Annotated in this window: 20 protein-coding genes; 1 reads left to right on the top strand and 19 read right to left on the bottom strand. The window is 67.5% G+C overall.

What is annotated here, in order from left to right:
* Positions 1-2 precede the first annotated feature (2 nt).
* From EJ913_RS03360 to EJ913_RS03450, 18 genes are all read right to left on the bottom strand, one after another.
* Positions 3-212 carry a tail protein X gene (locus EJ913_RS03360; protein WP_126994798.1) on the bottom strand — a complete coding sequence of 70 codons (210 nt, stop codon included), beginning with the start codon at positions 210-212 and terminating at the stop codon, positions 3-5.
* A gap of 22 nt (positions 213-234) precedes the next feature.
* Complete coding sequence (locus tag EJ913_RS03365) at positions 235-663, bottom strand: phage tail protein (RefSeq protein ID WP_211098868.1); 429 nt, start codon at positions 661-663, stop codon at positions 235-237.
* A 12-nt stretch (positions 664-675) separates the two neighbouring features.
* Positions 676-2,997, bottom strand: a complete 2,322-nt coding sequence (locus tag EJ913_RS03370; protein ID WP_126994799.1) for a tape measure protein — start codon at positions 2,995-2,997, stop codon at positions 676-678.
* Positions 2,990-3,118, bottom strand: coding sequence for a GpE family phage tail protein (locus EJ913_RS32920; RefSeq protein ID WP_126994801.1), 129 nt, complete (start codon positions 3,116-3,118; stop codon positions 2,990-2,992). The genes EJ913_RS03370 and EJ913_RS32920 overlap by 8 nt, the downstream gene beginning before the upstream one ends.
* 23 nt (positions 3,119-3,141) lie before the next feature.
* The gene (locus tag EJ913_RS03380) at positions 3,142-3,417 is read right to left on the bottom strand and encodes a phage tail assembly protein (protein WP_126994803.1); all 276 of its coding nucleotides are present in this window, start codon (positions 3,415-3,417) and stop codon (positions 3,142-3,144) included.
* A 115-nt stretch (positions 3,418-3,532) separates the two neighbouring features.
* Positions 3,533-4,051, bottom strand: a complete 519-nt coding sequence (locus tag EJ913_RS03385; protein WP_126994805.1) for a phage major tail tube protein — start codon at positions 4,049-4,051, stop codon at positions 3,533-3,535.
* Positions 4,051-5,466, bottom strand: coding sequence for a phage tail sheath C-terminal domain-containing protein (locus EJ913_RS32925; RefSeq protein ID WP_126994807.1), 1,416 nt, complete (start codon positions 5,464-5,466; stop codon positions 4,051-4,053). Before EJ913_RS32925 ends, EJ913_RS03385 begins: the two co-directional genes overlap by 1 nt.
* A 9-nt stretch (positions 5,467-5,475) precedes the next feature.
* Complete coding sequence (locus tag EJ913_RS03395; protein ID WP_126994809.1) at positions 5,476-5,664, bottom strand: hypothetical protein; 189 nt, start codon at positions 5,662-5,664, stop codon at positions 5,476-5,478.
* 140 nt (positions 5,665-5,804) lie between these two features.
* Complete coding sequence (locus tag EJ913_RS03400; protein WP_126994811.1) at positions 5,805-6,443, bottom strand: hypothetical protein; 639 nt, start codon at positions 6,441-6,443, stop codon at positions 5,805-5,807.
* Positions 6,444-6,455: 12 nt separating this feature from the next.
* Positions 6,456-8,198 carry a hypothetical protein gene (locus EJ913_RS31515; RefSeq protein WP_185909674.1) on the bottom strand — a complete coding sequence of 581 codons (1,743 nt, stop codon included), beginning with the start codon at positions 8,196-8,198 and terminating at the stop codon, positions 6,456-6,458.
* A 13-nt stretch (positions 8,199-8,211) separates the two neighbouring features.
* The gene (locus tag EJ913_RS03415) at positions 8,212-11,382 is read right to left on the bottom strand and encodes a DUF4815 domain-containing protein (protein ID WP_126994817.1); all 3,171 of its coding nucleotides are present in this window, start codon (positions 11,380-11,382) and stop codon (positions 8,212-8,214) included.
* A gap of 13 nt (positions 11,383-11,395) precedes the next feature.
* Entirely contained in the window at positions 11,396-12,133 is a 738-nt protein-coding gene (locus EJ913_RS03420; RefSeq protein ID WP_126994819.1) for a BW3TFN family phage tail fiber component, read from the bottom strand.
* A 20-nt stretch (positions 12,134-12,153) separates the two neighbouring features.
* Complete coding sequence (locus EJ913_RS03425; protein ID WP_126994821.1) at positions 12,154-13,341, bottom strand: phage tail protein; 1,188 nt, start codon at positions 13,339-13,341, stop codon at positions 12,154-12,156.
* The gene (locus tag EJ913_RS03430; RefSeq protein WP_126994823.1) at positions 13,338-14,180 is read right to left on the bottom strand and encodes a baseplate assembly protein; all 843 of its coding nucleotides are present in this window, start codon (positions 14,178-14,180) and stop codon (positions 13,338-13,340) included. Before EJ913_RS03430 ends, EJ913_RS03425 begins: the two co-directional genes overlap by 4 nt.
* The gene (locus tag EJ913_RS03435) at positions 14,177-14,515 is read right to left on the bottom strand and encodes a GPW/gp25 family protein (protein WP_126994825.1); all 339 of its coding nucleotides are present in this window, start codon (positions 14,513-14,515) and stop codon (positions 14,177-14,179) included. Before EJ913_RS03435 ends, EJ913_RS03430 begins: the two co-directional genes overlap by 4 nt.
* A gap of 207 nt (positions 14,516-14,722) precedes the next feature.
* Positions 14,723-15,781 carry a DUF6402 family protein gene (locus EJ913_RS03440; protein WP_126994827.1) on the bottom strand — a complete coding sequence of 353 codons (1,059 nt, stop codon included), beginning with the start codon at positions 15,779-15,781 and terminating at the stop codon, positions 14,723-14,725.
* 9 nt (positions 15,782-15,790) lie between these two features.
* Positions 15,791-16,252 (bottom strand): phage baseplate assembly protein V, encoded by a 462-nt coding sequence (locus EJ913_RS03445; RefSeq protein WP_126994829.1) that lies wholly within the window; start codon positions 16,250-16,252, stop codon positions 15,791-15,793.
* On the bottom strand, positions 16,252-16,815 hold the full coding sequence (locus EJ913_RS03450) for a hypothetical protein (protein ID WP_126994831.1): 564 nt from the start codon (positions 16,813-16,815) through the stop codon (positions 16,252-16,254). The genes EJ913_RS03445 and EJ913_RS03450 overlap by 1 nt, the downstream gene beginning before the upstream one ends.
* Positions 16,816-17,194: 379 nt before the next feature.
* On the opposite strand from EJ913_RS03450, the gene EJ913_RS03455 reads away from it, so the two are divergent.
* The gene (locus EJ913_RS03455) at positions 17,195-17,830 is read left to right on the top strand and encodes an OmpA family protein (RefSeq protein ID WP_238520192.1); all 636 of its coding nucleotides are present in this window, start codon (positions 17,195-17,197) and stop codon (positions 17,828-17,830) included.
* Positions 17,831-17,861: 31 nt separating this feature from the next.
* Here EJ913_RS03455 and EJ913_RS03460 read toward each other — a convergent pair whose 3' ends face one another.
* The gene (locus EJ913_RS03460) at positions 17,862-19,529 is read right to left on the bottom strand and encodes an alpha/beta fold hydrolase (protein WP_126994833.1); all 1,668 of its coding nucleotides are present in this window, start codon (positions 19,527-19,529) and stop codon (positions 17,862-17,864) included.
* Position 19,530 lies beyond the last annotated feature (1 nt).

The raw sequence follows: 19,530 nt of genomic DNA on the forward strand, positions 1-19,530 counted from the left end.
GATCACCCCCAAATCCGGATCGTCGCCCGCGCCGGTGCCGCCGGAAGATCCGGCAGCGTGATGGTCAGCCCGGCGGGAAGCGTGGTCCCCGCGTCGGCCAGACCGGGGTTGGTGTCCAGCAAGGCCTCCGTGGCGCCGGACCGGGTACCGTACTGTTTCCAGGCGATCCAGTCCGCCACGTCGCCCGCCTTGGTCACGTATTGAAACGCCATCGCTGATCCTCCACGCGTTCGGTCATCGGATTCGGTCTTCGGACGGGGCGCCGGGCGGGGCGTCGTCCCCGTATTCCTGGAGTTCCAGCGTAAAGTCCACCTGCCGGGGGCGGCCGTCGCCCAGGAACTCCCCCTGCTTTTCCTCCACTTTCAGGATGCACCAGAGGCCCAGCACCGCACCGGTGCCGGCCACCAACTCCAGCGGCTCGCCTCGGGCGGCCATCTCCCGCATGGCGGGGATCTGGCCCAGCCCTCCCGAAAAGGCCGGGAAGATCACGCCGTTCAAGGTCACGGTCTGCAGATCCGGGCCGGTGAACTGGAGGGCCGGCAAGCGGCCGATCCGGTCCTGCTTCGCCCACCGGAAAAGCTGGTTCCGCTGCATCGCCTGATACGCGGCGGTGCCTACCTCGAAACGGAAATCCCCCAAACCCAACATGATGCGTTCCGCCACCGCCGGCCTCCGTCAATAAGGATCGTACAAGGACGCATCGGCGTCCGATTGCTGGCGGGCCGTCCACTCGTCGAGCGCGCGGCGGACGGCGCCTTCCGCCTCCTGCCGGAGGACGTCCAGTTCCGCCACGCCGTTGACGGTGATCGACACCGTGACGGGGGCGTGGATCGCCCCGGACGCGCGGCCCGGCGCGGCGAAGGGCGATGACGCCATGCCGGAGCCCGTCCCGCCACCGCCGCCCGCGAAACCCGCCGCCTTTGCCGACAACGATGGGGAGGCGCCGGGCTGGAACGTCGGTTTCCAGGGCGGAGCCATGGTCGAAGCCGAAGGCATGGTCTGGACCTGCCCCGCTTGGGCCACCGCCTCCACCCCCGGCAGCGGCAGGACGACCGGGATCGGGTTCGCCACCGCCTGGACGGCCGATGGCGAGGCCGCCGCCGGCACGGCGGCGACGGCGCCGGCCACCAACGCGGCGGAGGCCAGCCTCCTGGCCTGCCGCGCCGCCCGCTCCTCGCTCAGCGAAGCCACCGGAGCGCCGGCCGGGCCTTCCGGTTCCGCCTTGGGTATCGTGATGCCGAGCTTTTCCCTGGCCCATTCGGGCATCCAACCGGTGAGATCGGCCATCGCCTTCGCCATGAAGAGCTTCACGCTCTCCCATTCCCCCTTGAACCCGTCGAGAAAGCCACCGATCCAGTCCACGCCGACGGCGTAGAGGTCCACCCCGGTGAAATAGGCGATGAGGTCGTTCACCGCCCGCGCCACCAGCGCCACGGGAGAGAAGGTGGTGAGCAGGGCCAGGACCCCCTGGACAAATCCCTCGTCGAAGGCCGCGCGCACCGATTCCCACAGCCCCGAGAACCACCCGGCGATCCCGTCCCAGTTCTGGTAGAGCAGCACCGCCCCGGCGATCAAAGCCACCAGGCCGGCGATGACCATACCCATCGGGTTGACCGCCATCGCGAGATTGAACGCGGTCATGGCGCCGTAACCGGCGCGCAGGGCGAAGACGACATCCCCGATGTACTTGACCAGTGGCGCGAACATCATCACCGCCATCCGCCCCGCACTGACCGCCATGGCGGCGTTCAACCGCACGAAGGCGGCGGCCAGCGACACGACGCCCCCGCCCGCGAGGGTGACCATGCCCAGGGCGATCCGTCCGATCCCGAACGCCACCCCGCCCAGGGCCACGCCCAGGTTGATCACGGATGCAATCAGCGAGCCGTTCATCACCACCATCAGGATGACGGCCGCGCGCTCCCATCCGCCCACGGCGTCGACGGCGCTCTTCAGCGTGGTGACGGCCTTGGTGACGCTGTCGGAGAGATCCGTCCAGGCCTTGGTCCAATCGACGCCGCGCAGCCAGGTTTCGATGCCGTTGAGGGTTTCGTCGAAGTCTTTGGCGGTCTGCTTGAGCCAGGCATTGAGCTTATCGTTGTCCTGCCAACCTTCGATCAACTCCAGGATGGTCTTGAGCTTGCCCTTCAGGGTTTCGAAGACGCCGGCGTCGCCGATCATCCCCCAGAAATCGGATATGCTTTCCTGAAACCGTTCCCACATCCCGTCCCAGGTGTCCGACATCCGGCCCATCGCGCCGTCGAAGCCCTTGGCCTCGAAGACGCCGAGCATGGCCTTCTGCAACGCCTCGGCGTCGGTCTTGGCCGCCTTGAGCGTCTTCTCCACCCCGTCCTTGTCGGTGAAGCTCAGGGTGACCGTGTCGCCCTTGGTCTTGGACGTGACGCCGAACGACTTCAAGCCGTCCATGTTGCCCGAAAGACCGTTCGAGAACGCCGCCACGGTCTCCTTCAACGGCTTGCCGAGCGCGGAGGAGGCGTCGCCCAGCTTCTGCAAGGTGCCGCTCATCGGATCGATGCCCTGAAGCTTCAGCGACACGAAGGCTTCCGCTGCGGCCTTCAGATCGTAGGGCGTCTGTTTCGCAAAATCTGACAGCCAATCCATCGACGCCTGGGCCTTGTCCTGCGACCCGGTGACGTTGGTGAGGATGGTCTTGTATCGCTCGAACTCCGCCGAGGCCTCGACGACGTTGGCGGCCCCCTCCAGCAGGAAGGAGAAGCCCTTCGTTCCCATGCCGACGAGGGCGCCGCGCAGGGTGGAGACATGGCCGTTGACCGTCTGGATGTGGCCGCCCAGCGTCTTGAAATGGGTTCCCAGCGTGACGACGGCGGCGCCACCGTCTTCCAGCCTCGCCACGGACTGGGACAGCCGGGCGAAGGGCTCCGTCAGCGCGTCCACCGTCCGTCTCATCGACGCGAAGGTTTCCGTCAGCCGGCTCACCTCGGAGGCGCCGCTGAGGGTGAGGTTCTGTTCAGCCACGGTTGCCTCCGCTCACGGATCCGCGTTCCCGCGCCAGCTCGTGCCAGCGCAGGAGTTCCGCCGGATCCATTCCGTCCATTTCGGACGGGGGCCAATGAAAGACAGCGGCCAGATCGGCCATCGCCGCCCACAGGGCGTCGGGGGCTAGTCCCGCCCCTTCCCGGTAAAACCCGCCACCACCTCCGCGATGGCCTCCAGATCCCCGGCGTCGATCTCGTCGACCTCCTGGGGCGACAGGCCGGCGAGCTGGCCGATCATCCACAGCGTCTTGGCGAGGTCGCCGCCCTTCACGGCGTCCATGCGCCGCAGATCCGCGACCTTGGGGCGCCGCAGGGTGAGTTCCGAAACCTCCAGGCCGTTGACCGTGAAGGGCGCCGCCAGCGCCAGCCGGCGCGGCCCGATGATCTGCGCGTTGTCCATGTCCTGATCCGTCCTTTCCGATTGCCGTGTGAAAAAACGGCACGAGCCGTCCGGGGCGTCGCGCCCCGCCGGCCCGTGCCATCAATGCTGGAGTGCTGGGATAGGGGTGGGCCGGTCAGAGGCCGATGGCGGCCCGCTGGACGGCGAGCTGGTCGATGCCGCCGATGGTGCGCACCATGTTGACGGCGTCGATCTCCACGAGATCGTCGCCGTTCATCGTCAGCTTGTAGTAGCGGACGGCCATCTTGACGGTGAGGGTGGATTTCTCGCCCCCCATCTTCCACTCGCCCGCGTCCATCTCCACCCAGCCGCCGCGCAGGCTGACGACCACGGAGGAGACTTCGGCGCTCCCCTGGGCCTGGAAGGCGCCACGCAGGGTGACGGGGATGCCGACGGTGTCGAGCAGGCCGAAGGACCGGAACAGATCCGGATCGAAATCGGACAGCTTCAGAATGGCTTCGAGCTTCTCCATGCCCATGTCCAGCAGGACCGTCATGTCCATGCCGCCCGCCCTGTGCTCGGCGGTCTTGAGGACCAGCTTGGGAAGCGTCAGCACGTCCACGCGGCCGGCGTAGCCGGAACCGTCGACGAACAGGCTCATGTTCTTCAGGACGCGGGGAAATTGAATGGCCATTACAGGATCTCCGCGATGTAGTCGTTCACCAGATGCGAGCGGAAGGTGATGTGCTCGGCCGGGTACGGCGGGGTGAAGTCGAAGTTGAAGAAGACCTTGCCCTGCGCGATGTTGGCCGCGCTGTTGAGGTCGGGGTCGGGCCAGCAGCGGCCGCCCAGGATGGCGCCCTGCGCGGTGAGGCTGCGGAGGTAGGCGTTGACGCCCTCGGTCACGTCCTCCAGGTAGGTGCGGGTGATGTTGCGGTCGACCGCCCACAGATGCGCCCGCTGAAGGCTGTCGTTGATCATGTCGGCCGTGCGGCGGACCGACAGGAAGGCCCATTTGGGATCCGACGAGCAGCTGCGGTTGCCCCACAGGCGGAAGCCGTCCTCGCGGATGACCGTGGCGACCTCGTGCTCGTTGAGGTAGTTGGCCCGGCAGTTCGCGTCGCCCAGGATGAAGTCCACCGCGCGCGAGGTGCCGACGATGCCGTTGATGGTCTGGTTGGACGGGCTCCACCAGAAGCCCCGGTCGTTGTCCATCCGGGCGATCAGCCCGGCGACGCGGGCCGACAGCGGCTCGGCGGCGGGGACGCCGTCGGCCGTCACCAGCCCCCAGGGATCCACCACGAACACGCGCGGCGAGCCCCAGTCGCCGCGGTAGGCGACCGCCGCCTCGTCCGTGCTGCCGGGGCCGTCGGCGATGATGACGGCGCGGGTGCGCTCGGCGATGCCGAGCAGTTCGGCGACCACCGCGTTGGCCACGTCACCGAGGTTGACGGTGGCGGTGGCGCCGCTGCCGGCCCCGGTGACGGTGGCGCTGGCGTTGGTGTAGCCGCGCCCCGGCTTGGTGACGGTGATGCCGGTGACGGCGCCGTCCAGCACGGTGACCGTGGCCTCCGCCCCGGTGCCGTTGCCGGTGATGGCGACGGTGGTGGTGCCGGCCGTGTAGCCGCTGCCGCCCGCCGCCACGGCGATGCCGGTGACGCCGCCCACCGTGCGCTGGTGGGTGAAGCCCGGCGCGCAGAGGATGCGCGGGGTCAGCCCCAGCACCGTGCGGGCGGCGAGCAGCGCGTGGACGCCCTCGTAGGCGCCGGTGGCGCCGTCCACCCCACCCAGGACGTTGGCCAGCGTGGCGGAGGCCTTGGCGGAGTCGTCCGCCCCGGTCCCCTCCGCCACGCGGATCACCACCACCATGGCGCCGGCTTGGTCGAAGATGCCGTCGACGGCCGCCGGCAGGGTGCCGGTGTCGCCCAGCTTGGCCGCCTGCGCGCGGGAGCCGGCGACGAGGACCGGCGTGTTCAGCGGAAAGGCAGTGGCGTCCGCCTGCGGGGCGGTGCCGACGAGGCCGATGATGGAAGATTTGACGGTGCGGATCGGGCGGGGGCCGTTGTCGATCTCGACAACTTCCACTCCGTGAAGGAACTGTTCGGGCATGGGGGGTTCCTAGTCGAGGTTGAAACGAAGGCGGCCCGCACAGGGGCGGGCCGGGAAAGGGGTGGGGATCAGGTTGACGTATCGGTGCAGCAGGTCGCGGGCACCTTCGTCCGGTTCGATGGATACGGTGGAGTGGTCCGGCGGACCGAACAGCATGCGGAACACCGCGGCCACGGCCCACCGCAGGGGCGCGGTCATTCACGCCACGGTGGAGCCATAGTCGCCGAGCCTTGTCCAAGCGGTTGGACATTGTTTCGTCGGGTGCCCCGCCGGCCAGCGGGTTTCCAATAGTTTATCCACCGCCACCAGCATATTCTGGATGAAGCGGTCCATGCCCATCAGGGGGCCGGCCAGTCGATCGGGAAGACAGTGGCCACGGCCGCAGGAGTGCTTGCGTCCCGGATAGTTTTCAAGGCGCCCTGCCGCAGCCCTTCGATCTGGGCGTTGACGGGTGTCCAGGCCGCAGCGGTGCCGACAATTAGTGCGGCAATCGTCGTAATCGTTTGGCCCGTATGCTCGGCCTCGGCCGACAGATAAGGATAGCTGGCGGGATCGGGGGCCGGGTCCGCCTGGAAGGCCCGCGCTTCACGGTCCTTTTCGATGTATGTCCCTTCCTGTCCGATAGCCACAGTAATGAACCGTGCGCGGGCTTTGCCCGCGTCTTGGTTCACCACTGCGATGGCTTCTGCCTGTCGCCGTTTTAGTTCGGCAACCTCTTCCGCCGCTACTTCCTCAGCGGGCAGCGGCACGGGGGTGGGGCGGACCACCACCACCCGGCGCAACGCGTCAGGTTGAGGCACCGGTTCGGCCAGCCGGTGGGTACGGGGGTCGAATCCCACCACCTGCCGGTCCATCGGCCAAAACCCGGTACCGTCCCCCAAATCCGCCAAACGGGAGAGAGGCAGCTCGGCCACATCCGGGGGAAGCGACGCGAACCATCCCAGCACGGTGAGGCCGGCCAAATCTATTTTGAACAAGCGATGCCTCCGTTATGGAATGGTAAGCGATTGCAGTCCGCCGGTGTAACCGAAACGGTACACCTGCCCTTCCACAATCAGGACCACGCGGCCGTTGGCACCGCCCGTGCCGGGGGCGCCGCCAGTACCCGCACCGTTGCGTTCCGCGTCTGAAGGATTTGCCGGATTCTGGCCGGCCCCCACCGCAGTGGCGCCTTTGGCCGGGGTCTTCCGGAACCCGCTTCCGCCGCCACCAGAGCAACGGACAAACCCGTTGCCATTACCCACCGGGCCGCCGCCTCCCCCGAAGTAACCACCGCCGCCGCCGCCGGAGTAGATGTCTTCTCCGAGCCCTTGTTGACCACCGCCCGCACCGTTACCGCCGCCTGCGTAGCCTCCAAGCCCCCGGTTGCTGCCTATACCCGTCCCCGCACGACCACCTTGCATGGCGGCTCCCGCGTCTGCCGGGGAGGTACTAGGCACGCCACCAGCGGTCTGCGTGCCCCCTGTTGCGAACTGGTTGTACCCGCCCGAGGCGTTTCCGCCACTGTCGCCGCCACCCGCACCACCAGCAGAGCTATCAGTGAATCCACCACCACCTCCTCCTCCCGCCATTGCGATAGCCGTAACTTGCGAGGGTGCTCCGCTGAATACGCCTGAGTAGCCGCCACCACCGCCACCAGAACCGCCACCACCGCCGCCACCCACAACGATGGTCAGCGATACACCCGGTGCGAACGTGTCGGCGTATTCGGTGTAACCGCCACCTCCCCCCGCCGGTTGATAGCCGCCGCCTCCCCCAGCCCCCCAAATCTTCATCGTCACAGATTTGGCAAAATTGTTGGTGGTGGTGAAGGAGCGATCACCGGACCAAGGCCCGTATCCATACTTCATGCCCCTGTACCGGACCCGTAGGTGATATTTGGTGGACGTGGCGTAGGTGCCAGGAGGCGGGGCGGTGGACGTTTTGTTGGTGGCGTCGTTGATGGAAGACCAAACCAGCGTGCCGCTGCCGGCCGGACCGGTGCGCAACTCCCAATCGGTCGCAGCGTGCGTGTCCGTGCCGTTGGTCACCGTCATGGCGGCCGTCTGGAAAGTCAGCAGGTTGTTTTGGTTGGTGGCGCCTTCAGCCGGGCTGGAGCCGGCGAACGCCGGTGCGTCCACGCTTTCGTACCGCGTGGTGAAGGTCGAAACCGGGGACCACTCAGACACCACGCCATCCCCATCCTTGTGGTAGGCACGGACGAAATAGGCGGTGCTGCTGTTCAGCAGGGGCGCAACCCACGTTGTCGCCGGCGCAGCCTCCCCGCTGTCGGCGGCCAAGGTGGTGAATGCCGCATCGGTGGCAATCTGCACCCGCAGGGCGGCCTGCGCTATGCCGTACAGGCTCCCATACGCTGTCGTTGTAATGCTGGGGGCTCGCGTCACCGCTGTTGCACTGTTGGACGGTGCGGCGATGGCCGGTGCACGTACCAGCGGACTCCCCACCCCTGCGGCGGATGCCTTGGCCTTGAACGTGGGGTTGTCGATGTTCGAAAGGTCTTTTGCAGCCTTTCCGTTTTCCAAAGCGACGGCCCGATCTTCTAGGTTGTTCGCCCGATCTTCTAGGCTATCCGTTCGGCCGTCCAGTTCAGTAATGTCCGCGTCCACCTGCGCGATGGTCTCGCGCAGGCGCATCACATCGCCGTCCGCCGGGTTGGCGTCGTCGTGCAGGAAATTGTCCGGATGGGGAAGCGGGTACCCCCTCCCCGTCCGGTCGTCGTGTGGAACGGCCATGCCGAACCTCCCGTCAAAGAGCGATGCCCGTCAGCTTGCGCAGGTACGGCCGGTTGGCCGGGGAGCCGTTCAGCACCAGCCGCAGGCGGGTGGTCTTGTCGGTGCCGACCCCCGTCAGCCCGGTGGCCTTGAACACGCGCTCCTCCCAGCCATCGCCGACCGGGCTGCCGCTGGCGAACGGCACCGGAACCCAGTTGCCGGTGGTGGCGCTTTCCGCGTAGACGGCGACGGTGGCCGTGCCCGGCAGGATGCATTCCAGCGCCACGGTCAGCGCGAAGCCGGTGCCCGCCGGGAAGCGCCGCGACACGTAGTCCGCCGTCACCTCAAGCTTGCCCATCGCCGTCTTGGCGGCCGGGTACAGCACCGGGGACACGCTGCCGCCGCCGGTCAGCCGGGCCTTGACGGTCACGTTGCCGGTGATGGCGTCCGACAGGTTCAGCGGCTGCATCTCCGTCAGGGTGTGGATGCGGCCCGAGGCGTCGACCACCACGAACTCCACGTCCGTGCTGGCCGCCGGGCGCTCCACCGCCGCCAGCGCGATCATGTCCGACACCGCGGTGACGCTGTAGGTGCCGAGCGTGATCTCCTTGGGGGTGCTCGAATACTCGGCCGCCAGCAGGCGGAAGGTCAGGTCCTTCTCCTGGTGCGGGGTCCAGGTGACGGCGTTGCTGGAGGACAGCAGGACGCCGATCTGGTAGGGCTGGCGCGTCACCCAGCCGTTGACCGGGTCGTACTTTCCGAGCTCCGCAACCGCCACCGCGTGGTCGGCGTCGTCGGTCAGGATCACCAGCGCGTAGTCCTGGCCGCCCTGGGCCACGAAGGGGTCGAAGGTGACGCGGGTGTGCCCGCCGCCCGTGACGATGGCCGAGGCCGCGACGCGGCCCTCGGTCAGCACGGTGCGGGTGGGGACGCCGTTCTCCGTCTCGCGGATCTGCACGATGACCGGGGACGGCCCGCCCTTCGCCGTGAACCACAGATCCACCGCGTGCAGCACGCGGGTGTCGGGCAGGACGAAGGTCTGGGCCAGCGGATCGGTGTGGTCCTCGAAGATGGTGACGATGCGGCGGCGCGTCTCCGTGGTGATGACGCCGCGCCCGACGTAGCTGGTCACGCCGTAGCTGCCGTTCCGCCCGCGCAGCTCCACCCGCTTGGAACCCTCGGGGATGCCCGCCGGGATGGCGAAGGAGCCGTTCAGCACGCCGAGGCTGCTGGCGACCGGGCGGACGCCCGGCGTCAGGTCGATGCCGTCGAACTTGACGTAGTCCAGCGTCTCGGCCGGGTCGAAGTTCTCCGCCGTGTACTGGACGGTCAGCTGGCGCAGGAACTGCGCCGACGCGGCGCTGGTGGACACGAAGGCGTCGGACAGCTCCGACCGGGTGGAGGTGACGCGCGACACGCCCGGCACGAAATGGCCGGTGATGACGAAGCGTTCCGTGACGTCGTCGGTGAAGACCGTGTTGGTGACGGTCCACTCGTCGATCGCCGGCGACAGGGTGATCTTCGCCGGAACCGGCTCGAACGCCTGGTAGGGGTTCACCTTCATCGAGCCGGTGCGCTGGATCTGCTCCAGCATCGGCACCAGCGCGTAGTCCAGCGTGGTGAAGCCCGACGCCGAGGTGTAGATGCCGTTGACCCCGATGGGCAGGGTCAGCATCTCGCCGACGATGGCCGCCGACTGCACCACGCCCGCGTCCCGGCCGCTGCCGTCCACAAAGGGATCCACGAAGACGCCCTTCTTGGCACCGGCCTCGCGGATGCTGGCGTCGGTGCGCAGGTTGGAGGTGGCCCACAGGCCGTACAGCTCCATGATCTGGCCGCGCATGTCCTCGATGTCGGAGACCGGGATGGCGCGGACGGCGATGTTGCCGACCACCGGCCGGTTGGCGGCCCTCCAGTCGTGGGTGACGGTCGCCAGCGCCAGCGCGTCGGACGGCGGGAGGGGTGCGGCGGGCTGGCGGGTGCGGGACACGCCCTTCAGCCGCGACAGTTCGCCGTTCTGGTTCATCGCCAGCAGATCGACGCGCGGCATCTTCCAGGCGTAGTCCACGTAGACGGTGGTGCCGTTGACCACCCCCGACACCGTGAAGCCGTCGTCGTCGGCGGCGCTCCACACGGCGCTGTCGATGTAGCGGTAGGTCACGGTGTAGGTGCTGCCGGGCGCCGGCTCGGTGCCGCCGGGGCTCCAGTCGATCTCGTCGCCCGACACCGTGTAGCTGGTGCCCGGCGCGTAGGTCGTGCCGGCCTGGGTCACCGACACGACCTGGACCACGCTGCTGTCCGGCAGGGTGTCCACCGCGCCGGTGTAGGCGCCATGGGTGACGGTGACGGTCTTCTCCTTGGTTACCTTCACGTCGCGCACGACCGACAGCGGCCCCCGGTTCAGGGTGATCCGCATCGACCCGCCGCCGGCGTTGGTGAAGACGTGCGGCTCCGATTCCACGCTTTGCAGGTCCGGATCCACCGGATAGCGCAGGCGGGCACCGTGGACGCGCTCCACCTTGTAACCGTTGATGTTGGCGCGCCCCTCGGCCAGGGAGAAGACGTGCTCGCCGTTGCTGGTCTCCAGATAGGCGGCGCTCAGGCCGGACACCACGTAGAAGCCGCCGTTGGCCTCACGGTCGTAGCGGGCCAGCGCGCTGGCGACGGCGTCCATCGCCGGCGGGGTGACGCGGTTGTCGAGAACGCCGTTCGTCACGGTGTAGATGGCGTGGAACGCCCCGCCGCCGCCGTCGCCGGACGCGCCGCCCTCCCAGCCCCAGGCCAGGGCGAACGTGCGCCGCGCGGCGCCGGGCTCCAGATAGCCGTCCGTGCCGACCGCCGGGTCGCGCAGGCTGGGATCCTCCAAGGCCGTGACGACGCTTTCGGTGTAGCGGACGCCGACGGCCACGCGCCCCTCGACGGGAATGGTGAAGGCACCGGCCGGCACCGGGCGGATGGCACCGCGCAGGAAGACTTCGCCCGACTCCAGCGTCACGGCGCCGGTGTCGGGATCGACCATGATGCCGGCGCCCTTCACCGGGTCGCCTTCCTTGTAGATGGCGCCGCCCAGGCCCGCGATGCGGTTCCCCAGGATCGATTGCAGCTCGTTCAGTTCGCGGGCCTGCAGGCCGTCGCCGGCCAGGAACAGGATTTCCTCGTGACGCTTGGTCGCGTCGAACAGGTTGTAGTAACGGTCCAGGGTCATGATGGCGGGTTCCTTAGAACGTCACGACGAATTCGAACGTCTCGCGGGTGGAGGGCTGGCGGACGATGGGAACGGAGTGCTGGAGCAGCAGCAGGATGCCGGGCTCCTCCACCTCCGCCGCGCTGAAGTAGCGCTGGCCGGCTGGCAGCGCCGGGTCGGTCAGGGAGCCGACGAACAAGGCCTGCTCGCGCACCGTGGCGGTGGCCGCGTCCGCGAAATCGAAGCGGACCCGGACGAACAGATGCTGGGTCGGATTGGTGGACACCGCGTAGCGCCCGGTCGGAACGACGATCCCTCCGTCGGGATCGGGGGTGACGAAGGCCACCTCCTCGACCAGCCGGCGGCCCACCTCGGCGCGCAGGGCGGTGGCGGCGGGATCCTCCGCCGGGCGGTCCACCCGGTAGGTCGCGTGGATCTGGGCGCCGGCGACGATGGCGCCCCCCGCCAGCCGGATCAGGGTGCCGGCGGCGGCGTCCAGCGTGTAATCGACGCCGGCCGCATAGAGCGTGCCTTCGGGCGGCGTCACCGGGTTGCCGGCCTCGTCCACCGTGCCCGGCACATAGCCGGGAGAGGTGACCGAGACGGCGGACAGCCCGTGATGGGGCAACACCAGAGTGTCCGAGGTGAAGGTGAAGGCGCCGGATTTGGTGGTGTCCCAATCCGGGTTGCCCTCGCCCAGCGCGATGTGCAGGGGTTGCGCCTTGATGGCAGCGGCAAGCGCCGCGCGACCGCTGCGCGTGAGAATGGCCATGGCCGAAGCTCCGAAGTGTTTCAGGCGGTGGTGGCGTGCGAGGCGCCGATGATTTCGCGGGTGCCGGACCAGCGGGACCGGGGCCACGCCGTGGCGGACCAATGCTGCCCTCGGTACGCGGCCGAGGAGGCCCGGCCAGTTTCCGTCCGGTCGATGCCGCCGGACACGCCGCCGTTGACCGCAAGGCTGGAATGCCCGGCGTGGCGCAAGGCAACGGCGGCTCCCAGGCCGTCGTAAGCCGGCGCGTCCTGCGCCGTGACGCGGAGAAGCCGTTCGAACACCGGCACGCGGACGAGCCGGCGTGGCGGGCCGGACAGTTGGGCGCCGCCGGACAGGATCAGGCGCGGTCCCTCCTGGACCAGCCGGAACGGCTGGGTGCAGGCGTTGACGTTGCCCAACCGGGGGCCATCGGACAAGACGACCTGCGCCTTGGTGAAGCGGCGGGCCGGACGCAGGCCACTCGGCTCCGGCACGCCCGAAACGGTGGCGCCGGTGACGAGACGGGTGTGCTGAAGGAGGGGCCACAGGCGCGGCTTGGCCCCGTCCATGGCGCTGCGATCCAGCCGGAACCCGGTGACATAAGCGGTGTGGGCGGCGTGGACGGGCGCTACGGCGGCATCCACCCCCGCGACGCCAAGCAGCGCCCCCCCTGGACTACGGCGGCCGAAGGAAAGTTGGACACCGTCCGGACCGGCCACGCCGCTGCAATCGGACAGCAGACCGCCGCCGTCCAACCCGGACTTGTCCAGACGGAAGCGGCGGATGTCGTAACCGTGGAAGATGCGGGCCAGCCGGGACCGGGCCGGAGAGGCGAGCCGCGCCAGCCCGATCAGGTCGAGCACGGCGCGGGGATCGGGCACCAGCCCCGGATCCACCATGAACTCCGCGAAATGGACGCCCGGCCCCTTCTCCTCCACCAGGACGCTGTCCAGGCCGCGCCAGCCGAAGGCCACCCGCAAGCCGGCGGGCGTCCCGCGGATGCGCTGCCACAGCACGCCCTCCCGGATCGCCCGCTGCGGATCCTCCAGATAGGGCGTGACCTCCCCCAACCCGTATTCCCACAGAAGCCAGGGCACCAGGGGGGCGGCCGCCCCCAGCTTGGCCCGGCGCAGCGGCGCCAGGCTGGGAAACCGGTCGTCAGCGGCGGTGGCCGCTTCCACGGCCCGCTCGAAACCGCTGGCGCTGGGCGGCAGAAGCGTGACGGTCATCGGTTCCGGCCCTCCAGCGTGATGGACACGGTCCCCAGGGCCACGCACTCGTCCGGGGCGCAAGGCACGTCCGCGAGCGGCCTGTCCACCTCCACCCGATGCACCCCGCCCGCGTGCAGGCGGGCGACGATCCAGGAGCGGGTGAGGTCCCAGCCGAGGCCACGCGCCTCCGCCAAGGCGGTGGAGAAAGCGGCCACGGTTTCGACGAACACCGCCTCTGGAGTTTCCGGGTAGAGCCACAGCCGCGCCGCGACGGTCACCGGCTTGATGGTGGCGCCGACCACCTCGACGGTGTCGGTCAGCACCCGCACGTCGTCCCGCAGGACCACCGCCTTGACGCTGTCCAGCAGGGCCGCGTCCGGCGCGCCGGTCCCGCTGCGGGACAGGACCGCGATGCGGACGCGGCCAGCGGACGGGCTGGACACGGCGGCGTCCTGGATGTTCGGGTCGGCGGACAAGGCCCAATAGCGGTAATGGGCCGCCCCGCCCGCGTTGGCCCAGCCCTGGACCCGATTCTGGATACGGAAGCGCAGGGCCGTGTCGGTTTCCCCGTCCAGCCGGCTCACCCCGTAGAACGCGGCCAGATGGTCCAGATCCGCGCCGGCGGCGAAGGCCAGGAGGTTGGCCCTCGCCACCTCGTTGGCACGCTGCCGCAGAATGGTCTCCCGGTAGGCGCAGACCTCCAGCAGCTTGTTGACCGGGTCGCTTTCCAGATCCGCCGTCCATTCCGGAAGGCGGGTCTTCAGATCCACCTTCATCTCGGAAAGGATGGCCTCGTAGGACAGGGACTCCAGGATGGTGGGCGGCGGCAGACGGGACAGGTCGATGGAGGTCGTCATTGCACCACCACTCCATCCAGGGTGACTTCCCGGCCGTCCGGCAGGTAAAGCCCTTCGAGGTACAGGACCACGCGGCCGGGCGCGGCCTCGGCGATGGCCACGCGGCGCAGGCGGAAGCGGGTCTCCCACCGCCGCAGCGCCTTGGCGGTGGCGGCGTACAGATCCATGGCGAGGGCCGGGTTCATCGGCCGGTCCACCAGGGCGGGGAGTTCGGAACCGTAGGCCCGGCGCATCACGCGCGTGCCCACACGGGTGTTGAGAATGTCGCGGACGCTTTGCCGCAGGTGGTCCAGCCCGGACAAAAGGGCGCCGTTCGCAGCGTTCATGCCACGCATGGGAAGCTCCTTTTACGATGGAGGATGCAGGGCGCCGGTTAAGGTTGGCGCATAGGGGGCATTGAATGCTCATGACCACGCTGGCCGGCAGGGTAGCGGCACAAAATACCAACGCTTGCAATCACAGTGCATCAAGTTATGGAAATTGGTGAACTCAATACCATTTTTACTTTTACCTCAATATCACGCGGAGGTTTTACATATGTATTATGCGCTGAATTGAACTTTTCTCGGCAAACCATCGACAATATAGCGAACATCAGAATATATTATGTAATCGTGACCACGACCATGACGCAGGCGCCAATATTGAAATTTCTCGTTGCTCATTTCACATCCTTTTCCAAAAATATTTACTTGGTCTGGTAAATACCAATTCCCGAGCGGCTGAGTTTTAGAATTTGGAGCATCATGGAAATCAAAATTGTCTCGCAAATATATTCCTGCTCCAGTAACAGTTACGTCTCTTCTTCCGTTTTCTGACACATTCACGTATCCCACAGGAAAAATATGGAAAGAAAAATTATGCAATGCAGCAGACATTTCATCCAAATTTAAAAGAGGTGAAATTCCATCATTAAAGTAATATGTTTGGATGTGCCAAAGTTTGTGCGCCTCAGGAAGCGGTAGAGTGAATGGATTGAATGAACCCCCTTCCCAAAGGTTATTTTCCTTTAATCGATCCCTCAAAATATCCTTTGCTTTTGTCGTAAACCATGCCGGTCCAGTCAACATTTCAAACAATAAATTCTGATATTCTATATAAACGCGAGGAAAAGACAACACCCAGTCCAGCGATATCGTCTGCGTATCGGGCACACCATCGACAGCTTTTTCGTTTGGCGGACCGGCAAACCAACGCTCCATCAACGCTGCTGCTTTGTGCCATCCTTTATTATGCATGATCGCCGGTACGATTTCGACGCTGCACACGTCCATTTCCCCACTGGAAAGCGAAACGGGCACCGGTGCGTTGTCGCCGCAGTTGACGTTCAATGACCCTTCGTACACGGTCGACCCGCAGGACACCGCATCGCCGACGCGTGCGAGCCGGCGGCCATTCACATAGACCGATGACGCCCCAGCCGACTGGAAGCCTGCGTGCGTCTCCGGAATGGTCGGGCAGGTGTGCGCACCCCAGGCATCACCGACCCGGTGGGCACCACGACCGTTCACGAACACATTGGTGCTGGCCTCGACGTTCGTCCGGGCCGGCCAGCAGCCGTGTCCGGTGCATTTATCGTTCAGGCGGGCGACGGCCGGCATGGGCATACCTCATGGATTCAGATCGATGCGTGGGGCCTTGAGCACGATGCCTTCGTTGCCGATCTCCAGCGTGGACGCCCCGCAGCGCAGGGTAATCTTGCCGCTGGACGGCACATTCAGGCTGTAGCCGTGGGTTTCACGGTCGTACTCCATCCAGGCGCCGTCCTCCCATTCCATGCGGGAGACGGTGGCCTTGCTGGCGGGCGCCGGATGTTGTTCCTGATAAACGGCACCGATGACGCAGGCTTGGTTGAGGTCGCCGCCGGGAGCGACCAGCACCACCTGCTCGCCGATTTCCGGCGGATGCCACGACCGGTCGCCGCCGGCCCGGCTGGTGGACCAGGGTATCCAGGCGGTGACGTTTGGACCGATGCGGACCCGAACGCGGGCCTTGGCGTAGTCCGCGTTCTCCACGGTGCCGTAATGCACAAGGTTGGACAGGCGGCGATCCGTGTCCGGCGCGCGCATCATCAGACGATCTCCGGTGGGCGCCCGTCCGACATCTCCCGGTAGTCCGGCAGATGCGACGGGCCGGTGTCCGGCTCCCAGGAGCCATAGATCCTGGTGGGCAATGGCGGGCCGCCTTCAGGCGGAAGGTGGGAATGATAGACGGCAGAGAAGGTCATTCGTGCCGTCACCCCGGTGTCTTCGTCGACACCCTCGACGAGCGTTTTTTCCCAGCGCAGGCTTTCCAGCAGGCCGCCCAGGGTGGGGTCGGCGAACACGGCGTCCTCGACCTCCAGGGACAGGGCGTCGACCGCGTTCCCGGCCCCCTCCCCCGCCGCACTCCCTTCCACCATGACGGTCAGTTGGCGCCGCAGCGGGCCACCACCGCTGGCCGGATCGCCGGCCTCCCGCTTGTCCTCGTCCGTGGACACGATCAGGAGCGGCAGGGCACCCGCCGGAGGAGAAGCGGAGCGTTTGGAAAACACACTGTCCCTGGCCGCCGTGCGATAACTCGGCGGTGTGATGCCCGGCACCGGCTGGCCCAGATGGGCGACCAAGGCGTGCCGAATGGCGGTTCTTGGATGCATGGTGGCTTCCCTGTCATGAGGCCCGTGCGAAGCCGGGGGCGGCGATGCTCCGGCCCCCGCCGGGCGGCCGGAAGGCAGCCCATCGAAGTCGGCTGCTTGCTCGATGCGCCCGGTGACATCGATTGCCACGGTAGCGAAACCATGCCGGAAAACATGCACGCCGTCAATCCAAATTGGATTTTTAATCCTATTTTTCGGATAATATACCCTTATGGTATGGCGAGCCGAGCTTCCAGCCCCAGGAAATCCGGAAAACTCCCGGTTGCGCGCCGGGACTTCAGGGAAGCGGCGGCCGGCATCGCCGTTGCGGCGGAGGCGGCCGATCCCTATACTCGCCAAACGATATTTCTGCCTTCACAGAAGATATGGTGAACCAGCCGTGGTCGTGATCAGAGCCGCCATTCTCGGTCTTTTCACCAGCGCGACGGTGCTGTGCGCCGCCGCCACCATGGCCGCCGATCCAGCGGGCATGGCGACGACCAGCGAGGATTTCATCAAGGGGCTGTCCCTCGCCCCGGCGTCCGCCGCCCCAGCGGTTGAAAGCGCTCCATTGCGAACGCGCGGCCTGTCGCTGGGCACGGGCGACGTGGCGCCCCAGCCAACCCCGGTATCCGTCCCGGCAGCGCCGCCCGCCCCGCCGCCGTCCACCCCTTCGCCGGCCGCCGCGCAACGGCCCAGCGTCAACTTCCAGGTCGAGTTCGAACGGAATTCCGCCACGCTGTCCCCGAAGGCCCGCAAAATCCTCGACCAGCTCGGGCGCGCCTTGACGGCGCCGGAACTGGCCGGCTTCCGGTTCGAACTGGCCGGGCACACCGACGTCACCGGCTCGACGGAGCACAACCTCACTCTGTCGAAACGGCGCGCCGCCTCGGTCCGCGATTACCTGACGACCACTTTCCAAATCCCTTCCAGGACGCTGACGACAGCCGGTTACGGGTCCCAGCGGCTTCTCGATCCGGTCAACCGTACCAGCGGCGTCAACCGCCGGGTCGAGATCACCAACCTGGGAAGCTGACGCAGAGCCTGGATGGCCGAACCCCGGCCGGTTACGGCCGGGTGGCAAGCGTCGGAAGGATCGTCACGAAGACTGGCGGCAGAAAGCGCTCCGGACAATCGCCGGCATTCCCCACCCCAAGGAGGTCGACGTGGCGGGCCGCCAGCGTCCTTGCGCACAAGCTGGCGCCCAGCACGTCGTGCCCGACGCCACGGAACGGCAGAACGACCGCCCGCCGCAGCGTGTTCTTCAAGGCTTCGGCCCGCGCGGGCACGGTCAGCGTGTCGTAGACCCCCGTCAGAATCAGCGTCGGCACCTCCGATACCACCGGCCGGTAGAATCCGCTCTCCACAGGCGCCAAGGACAGGGCCGGGCAGGCCGCGTCGTAGTCGGTCTCGACCGTGTCCGCCATCACATAGGGGCGGAGCCCTTGGGCCGCGCGGCGGGCGTCGGCCGCGTCGATCCGGGGCCGGTTCTCCCGGCACCCGATGGTCAGGTTCAACCCATAGGCCAGCGTGTCGGACACGTTCCAGAACAGATCGGGCATCAGAAGGGCCGCCAGGGTCCTTTCGTCGGCCGGCTGCCGGCCCGTCACCATCCGGTCCAGCCGATCCAACTGCGCCGGCAGCGCCGCCATGCCGCCGCCGCTGCCCAACCGGAACGACAGGGTGGACGCCACCATCGGCCAAGTGAAGCGCCACGCCGCTTCCCGCCCGGAACTGGGCGCGCGCAAACGGGTCTCCAACGGCTGCCGTTCCAGACCGGCGGCGATGCGCTCCACCGTCCCATCCAGATTGGGAAAAGCATGGGCACAGTCCGGCTGGGCCGCGCAATCGGCAAAGAGGCGCCGGTAAGTCTCGCGGATCGCCGTCAGCCGGTCGAAATCGAGCCACGTCGCGTCCGGCATGGCCGGTGAATTGAGGACAAGGCTGCGCACCGCCTCTCCATCCACCCGCAACAGGGTTTGCGCCAGAATCCCTCCATAGGACGTGGCCACCACGTTCCAGCGCTCCACCCCCAACGCCACGCGCAAGTCCCGCAGATCCGACGCGCTTTCACCCGTATCAAAACTCTCCAGGCGGAACCCCTCGCGTCTCAAGGGGGACAGACAGCCCGTCGCATCCTCCGCCGTCACGCCGCCGTACCAGAACCGCAGCGGGTCCAGCGCCGGGCAGTGCAGAGACGGGCGCGACCGGCCGGTGCCACGTTGGTCGACCAGGATGACGTCGCGCCGCTCCCGCATCGCGCCAAAAATGGCGACGGCCCCATGGAGGTCGTCGCTACCGCCCTGCCCCGGCCCGCCACTCAACACCACGACGGGATCGGCGGCCGGCGTCGGCGCGAGTGCCGGCAGGGTCAGAACGAACAGGTCGACCGGAGGGCCATTCGGCCGCAGCCGGTCCGAAGGCACCCGAAGCACAGCACAGCGTGGCGCCGGCCCTGGCATCCCCGCCTCATCGGGACAGGCCACGGCGGTCAACCGAGGCGCGACCGGTATCGGCACGCTCAGCGTCGGCGTGGCCGGCGTCGGCACAGCGGGCGCTGGCGCGATGGACAGGACCTCTTGCGGCGGAGGGACGGTCACCACCGCCACCGCCGACGGCACGCCCGGCGACGGAGCTGTCAGCCGGTGATAGGCGACGCCGATAAGCCCGCCGACCGCCACGCTTCCCGCCAGCAGAGCCAGCGGAAGCCACCGTCCCGACCGCGACCCCGCCATG

This window comes from Azospirillum doebereinerae (assembly GCF_003989665.1).
Classification (GTDB): Bacteria; Pseudomonadota; Alphaproteobacteria; order Azospirillales; family Azospirillaceae; genus Azospirillum; species Azospirillum doebereinerae.

Coding starts and splice junctions, on each gene's coding strand:
- EJ913_RS31515 (WP_185909674.1), bottom strand. CDS start 8,198: ATGGCCGTTCCACACGACGACCGGACGGGGAGGGGGTACCCGCTTCCC.
- EJ913_RS03440 (WP_126994827.1), bottom strand. CDS start 15,781: ATGCCGGCCGTCGCCCGCCTGAACGATAAATGCACCGGACACGGCTGC.
- EJ913_RS32925 (WP_126994807.1), bottom strand. CDS start 5,466: ATGCCCGAACAGTTCCTTCACGGAGTGGAAGTTGTCGAGATCGACAAC.
- EJ913_RS03445 (WP_126994829.1), bottom strand. CDS start 16,252: ATGATGCGCGCGCCGGACACGGATCGCCGCCTGTCCAACCTTGTGCAT.
- EJ913_RS03395 (WP_126994809.1), bottom strand. CDS start 5,664: ATGACCGCGCCCCTGCGGTGGGCCGTGGCCGCGGTGTTCCGCATGCTG.
- EJ913_RS03360 (WP_126994798.1), bottom strand. CDS start 212: ATGGCGTTTCAATACGTGACCAAGGCGGGCGACGTGGCGGACTGGATC.
- EJ913_RS03460 (WP_126994833.1), bottom strand. CDS start 19,529: ATGGCGGGGTCGCGGTCGGGACGGTGGCTTCCGCTGGCTCTGCTGGCG.
- EJ913_RS03450 (WP_126994831.1), bottom strand. CDS start 16,815: ATGCATCCAAGAACCGCCATTCGGCACGCCTTGGTCGCCCATCTGGGC.
- EJ913_RS03425 (WP_126994821.1), bottom strand. CDS start 13,341: ATGACCGTCACGCTTCTGCCGCCCAGCGCCAGCGGTTTCGAGCGGGCC.
- EJ913_RS03430 (WP_126994823.1), bottom strand. CDS start 14,180: ATGACGACCTCCATCGACCTGTCCCGTCTGCCGCCGCCCACCATCCTG.
- EJ913_RS03415 (WP_126994817.1), bottom strand. CDS start 11,382: ATGACCCTGGACCGTTACTACAACCTGTTCGACGCGACCAAGCGTCAC.
- EJ913_RS03420 (WP_126994819.1), bottom strand. CDS start 12,133: ATGGCCATTCTCACGCGCAGCGGTCGCGCGGCGCTTGCCGCTGCCATC.
- EJ913_RS03380 (WP_126994803.1), bottom strand. CDS start 3,417: ATGGACAACGCGCAGATCATCGGGCCGCGCCGGCTGGCGCTGGCGGCG.
- EJ913_RS03385 (WP_126994805.1), bottom strand. CDS start 4,051: ATGGCCATTCAATTTCCCCGCGTCCTGAAGAACATGAGCCTGTTCGTC.
- EJ913_RS03435 (WP_126994825.1), bottom strand. CDS start 14,515: ATGCGTGGCATGAACGCTGCGAACGGCGCCCTTTTGTCCGGGCTGGAC.
- EJ913_RS32920 (WP_126994801.1), bottom strand. CDS start 3,118: ATGGCCGATCTGGCCGCTGTCTTTCATTGGCCCCCGTCCGAAATGGAC.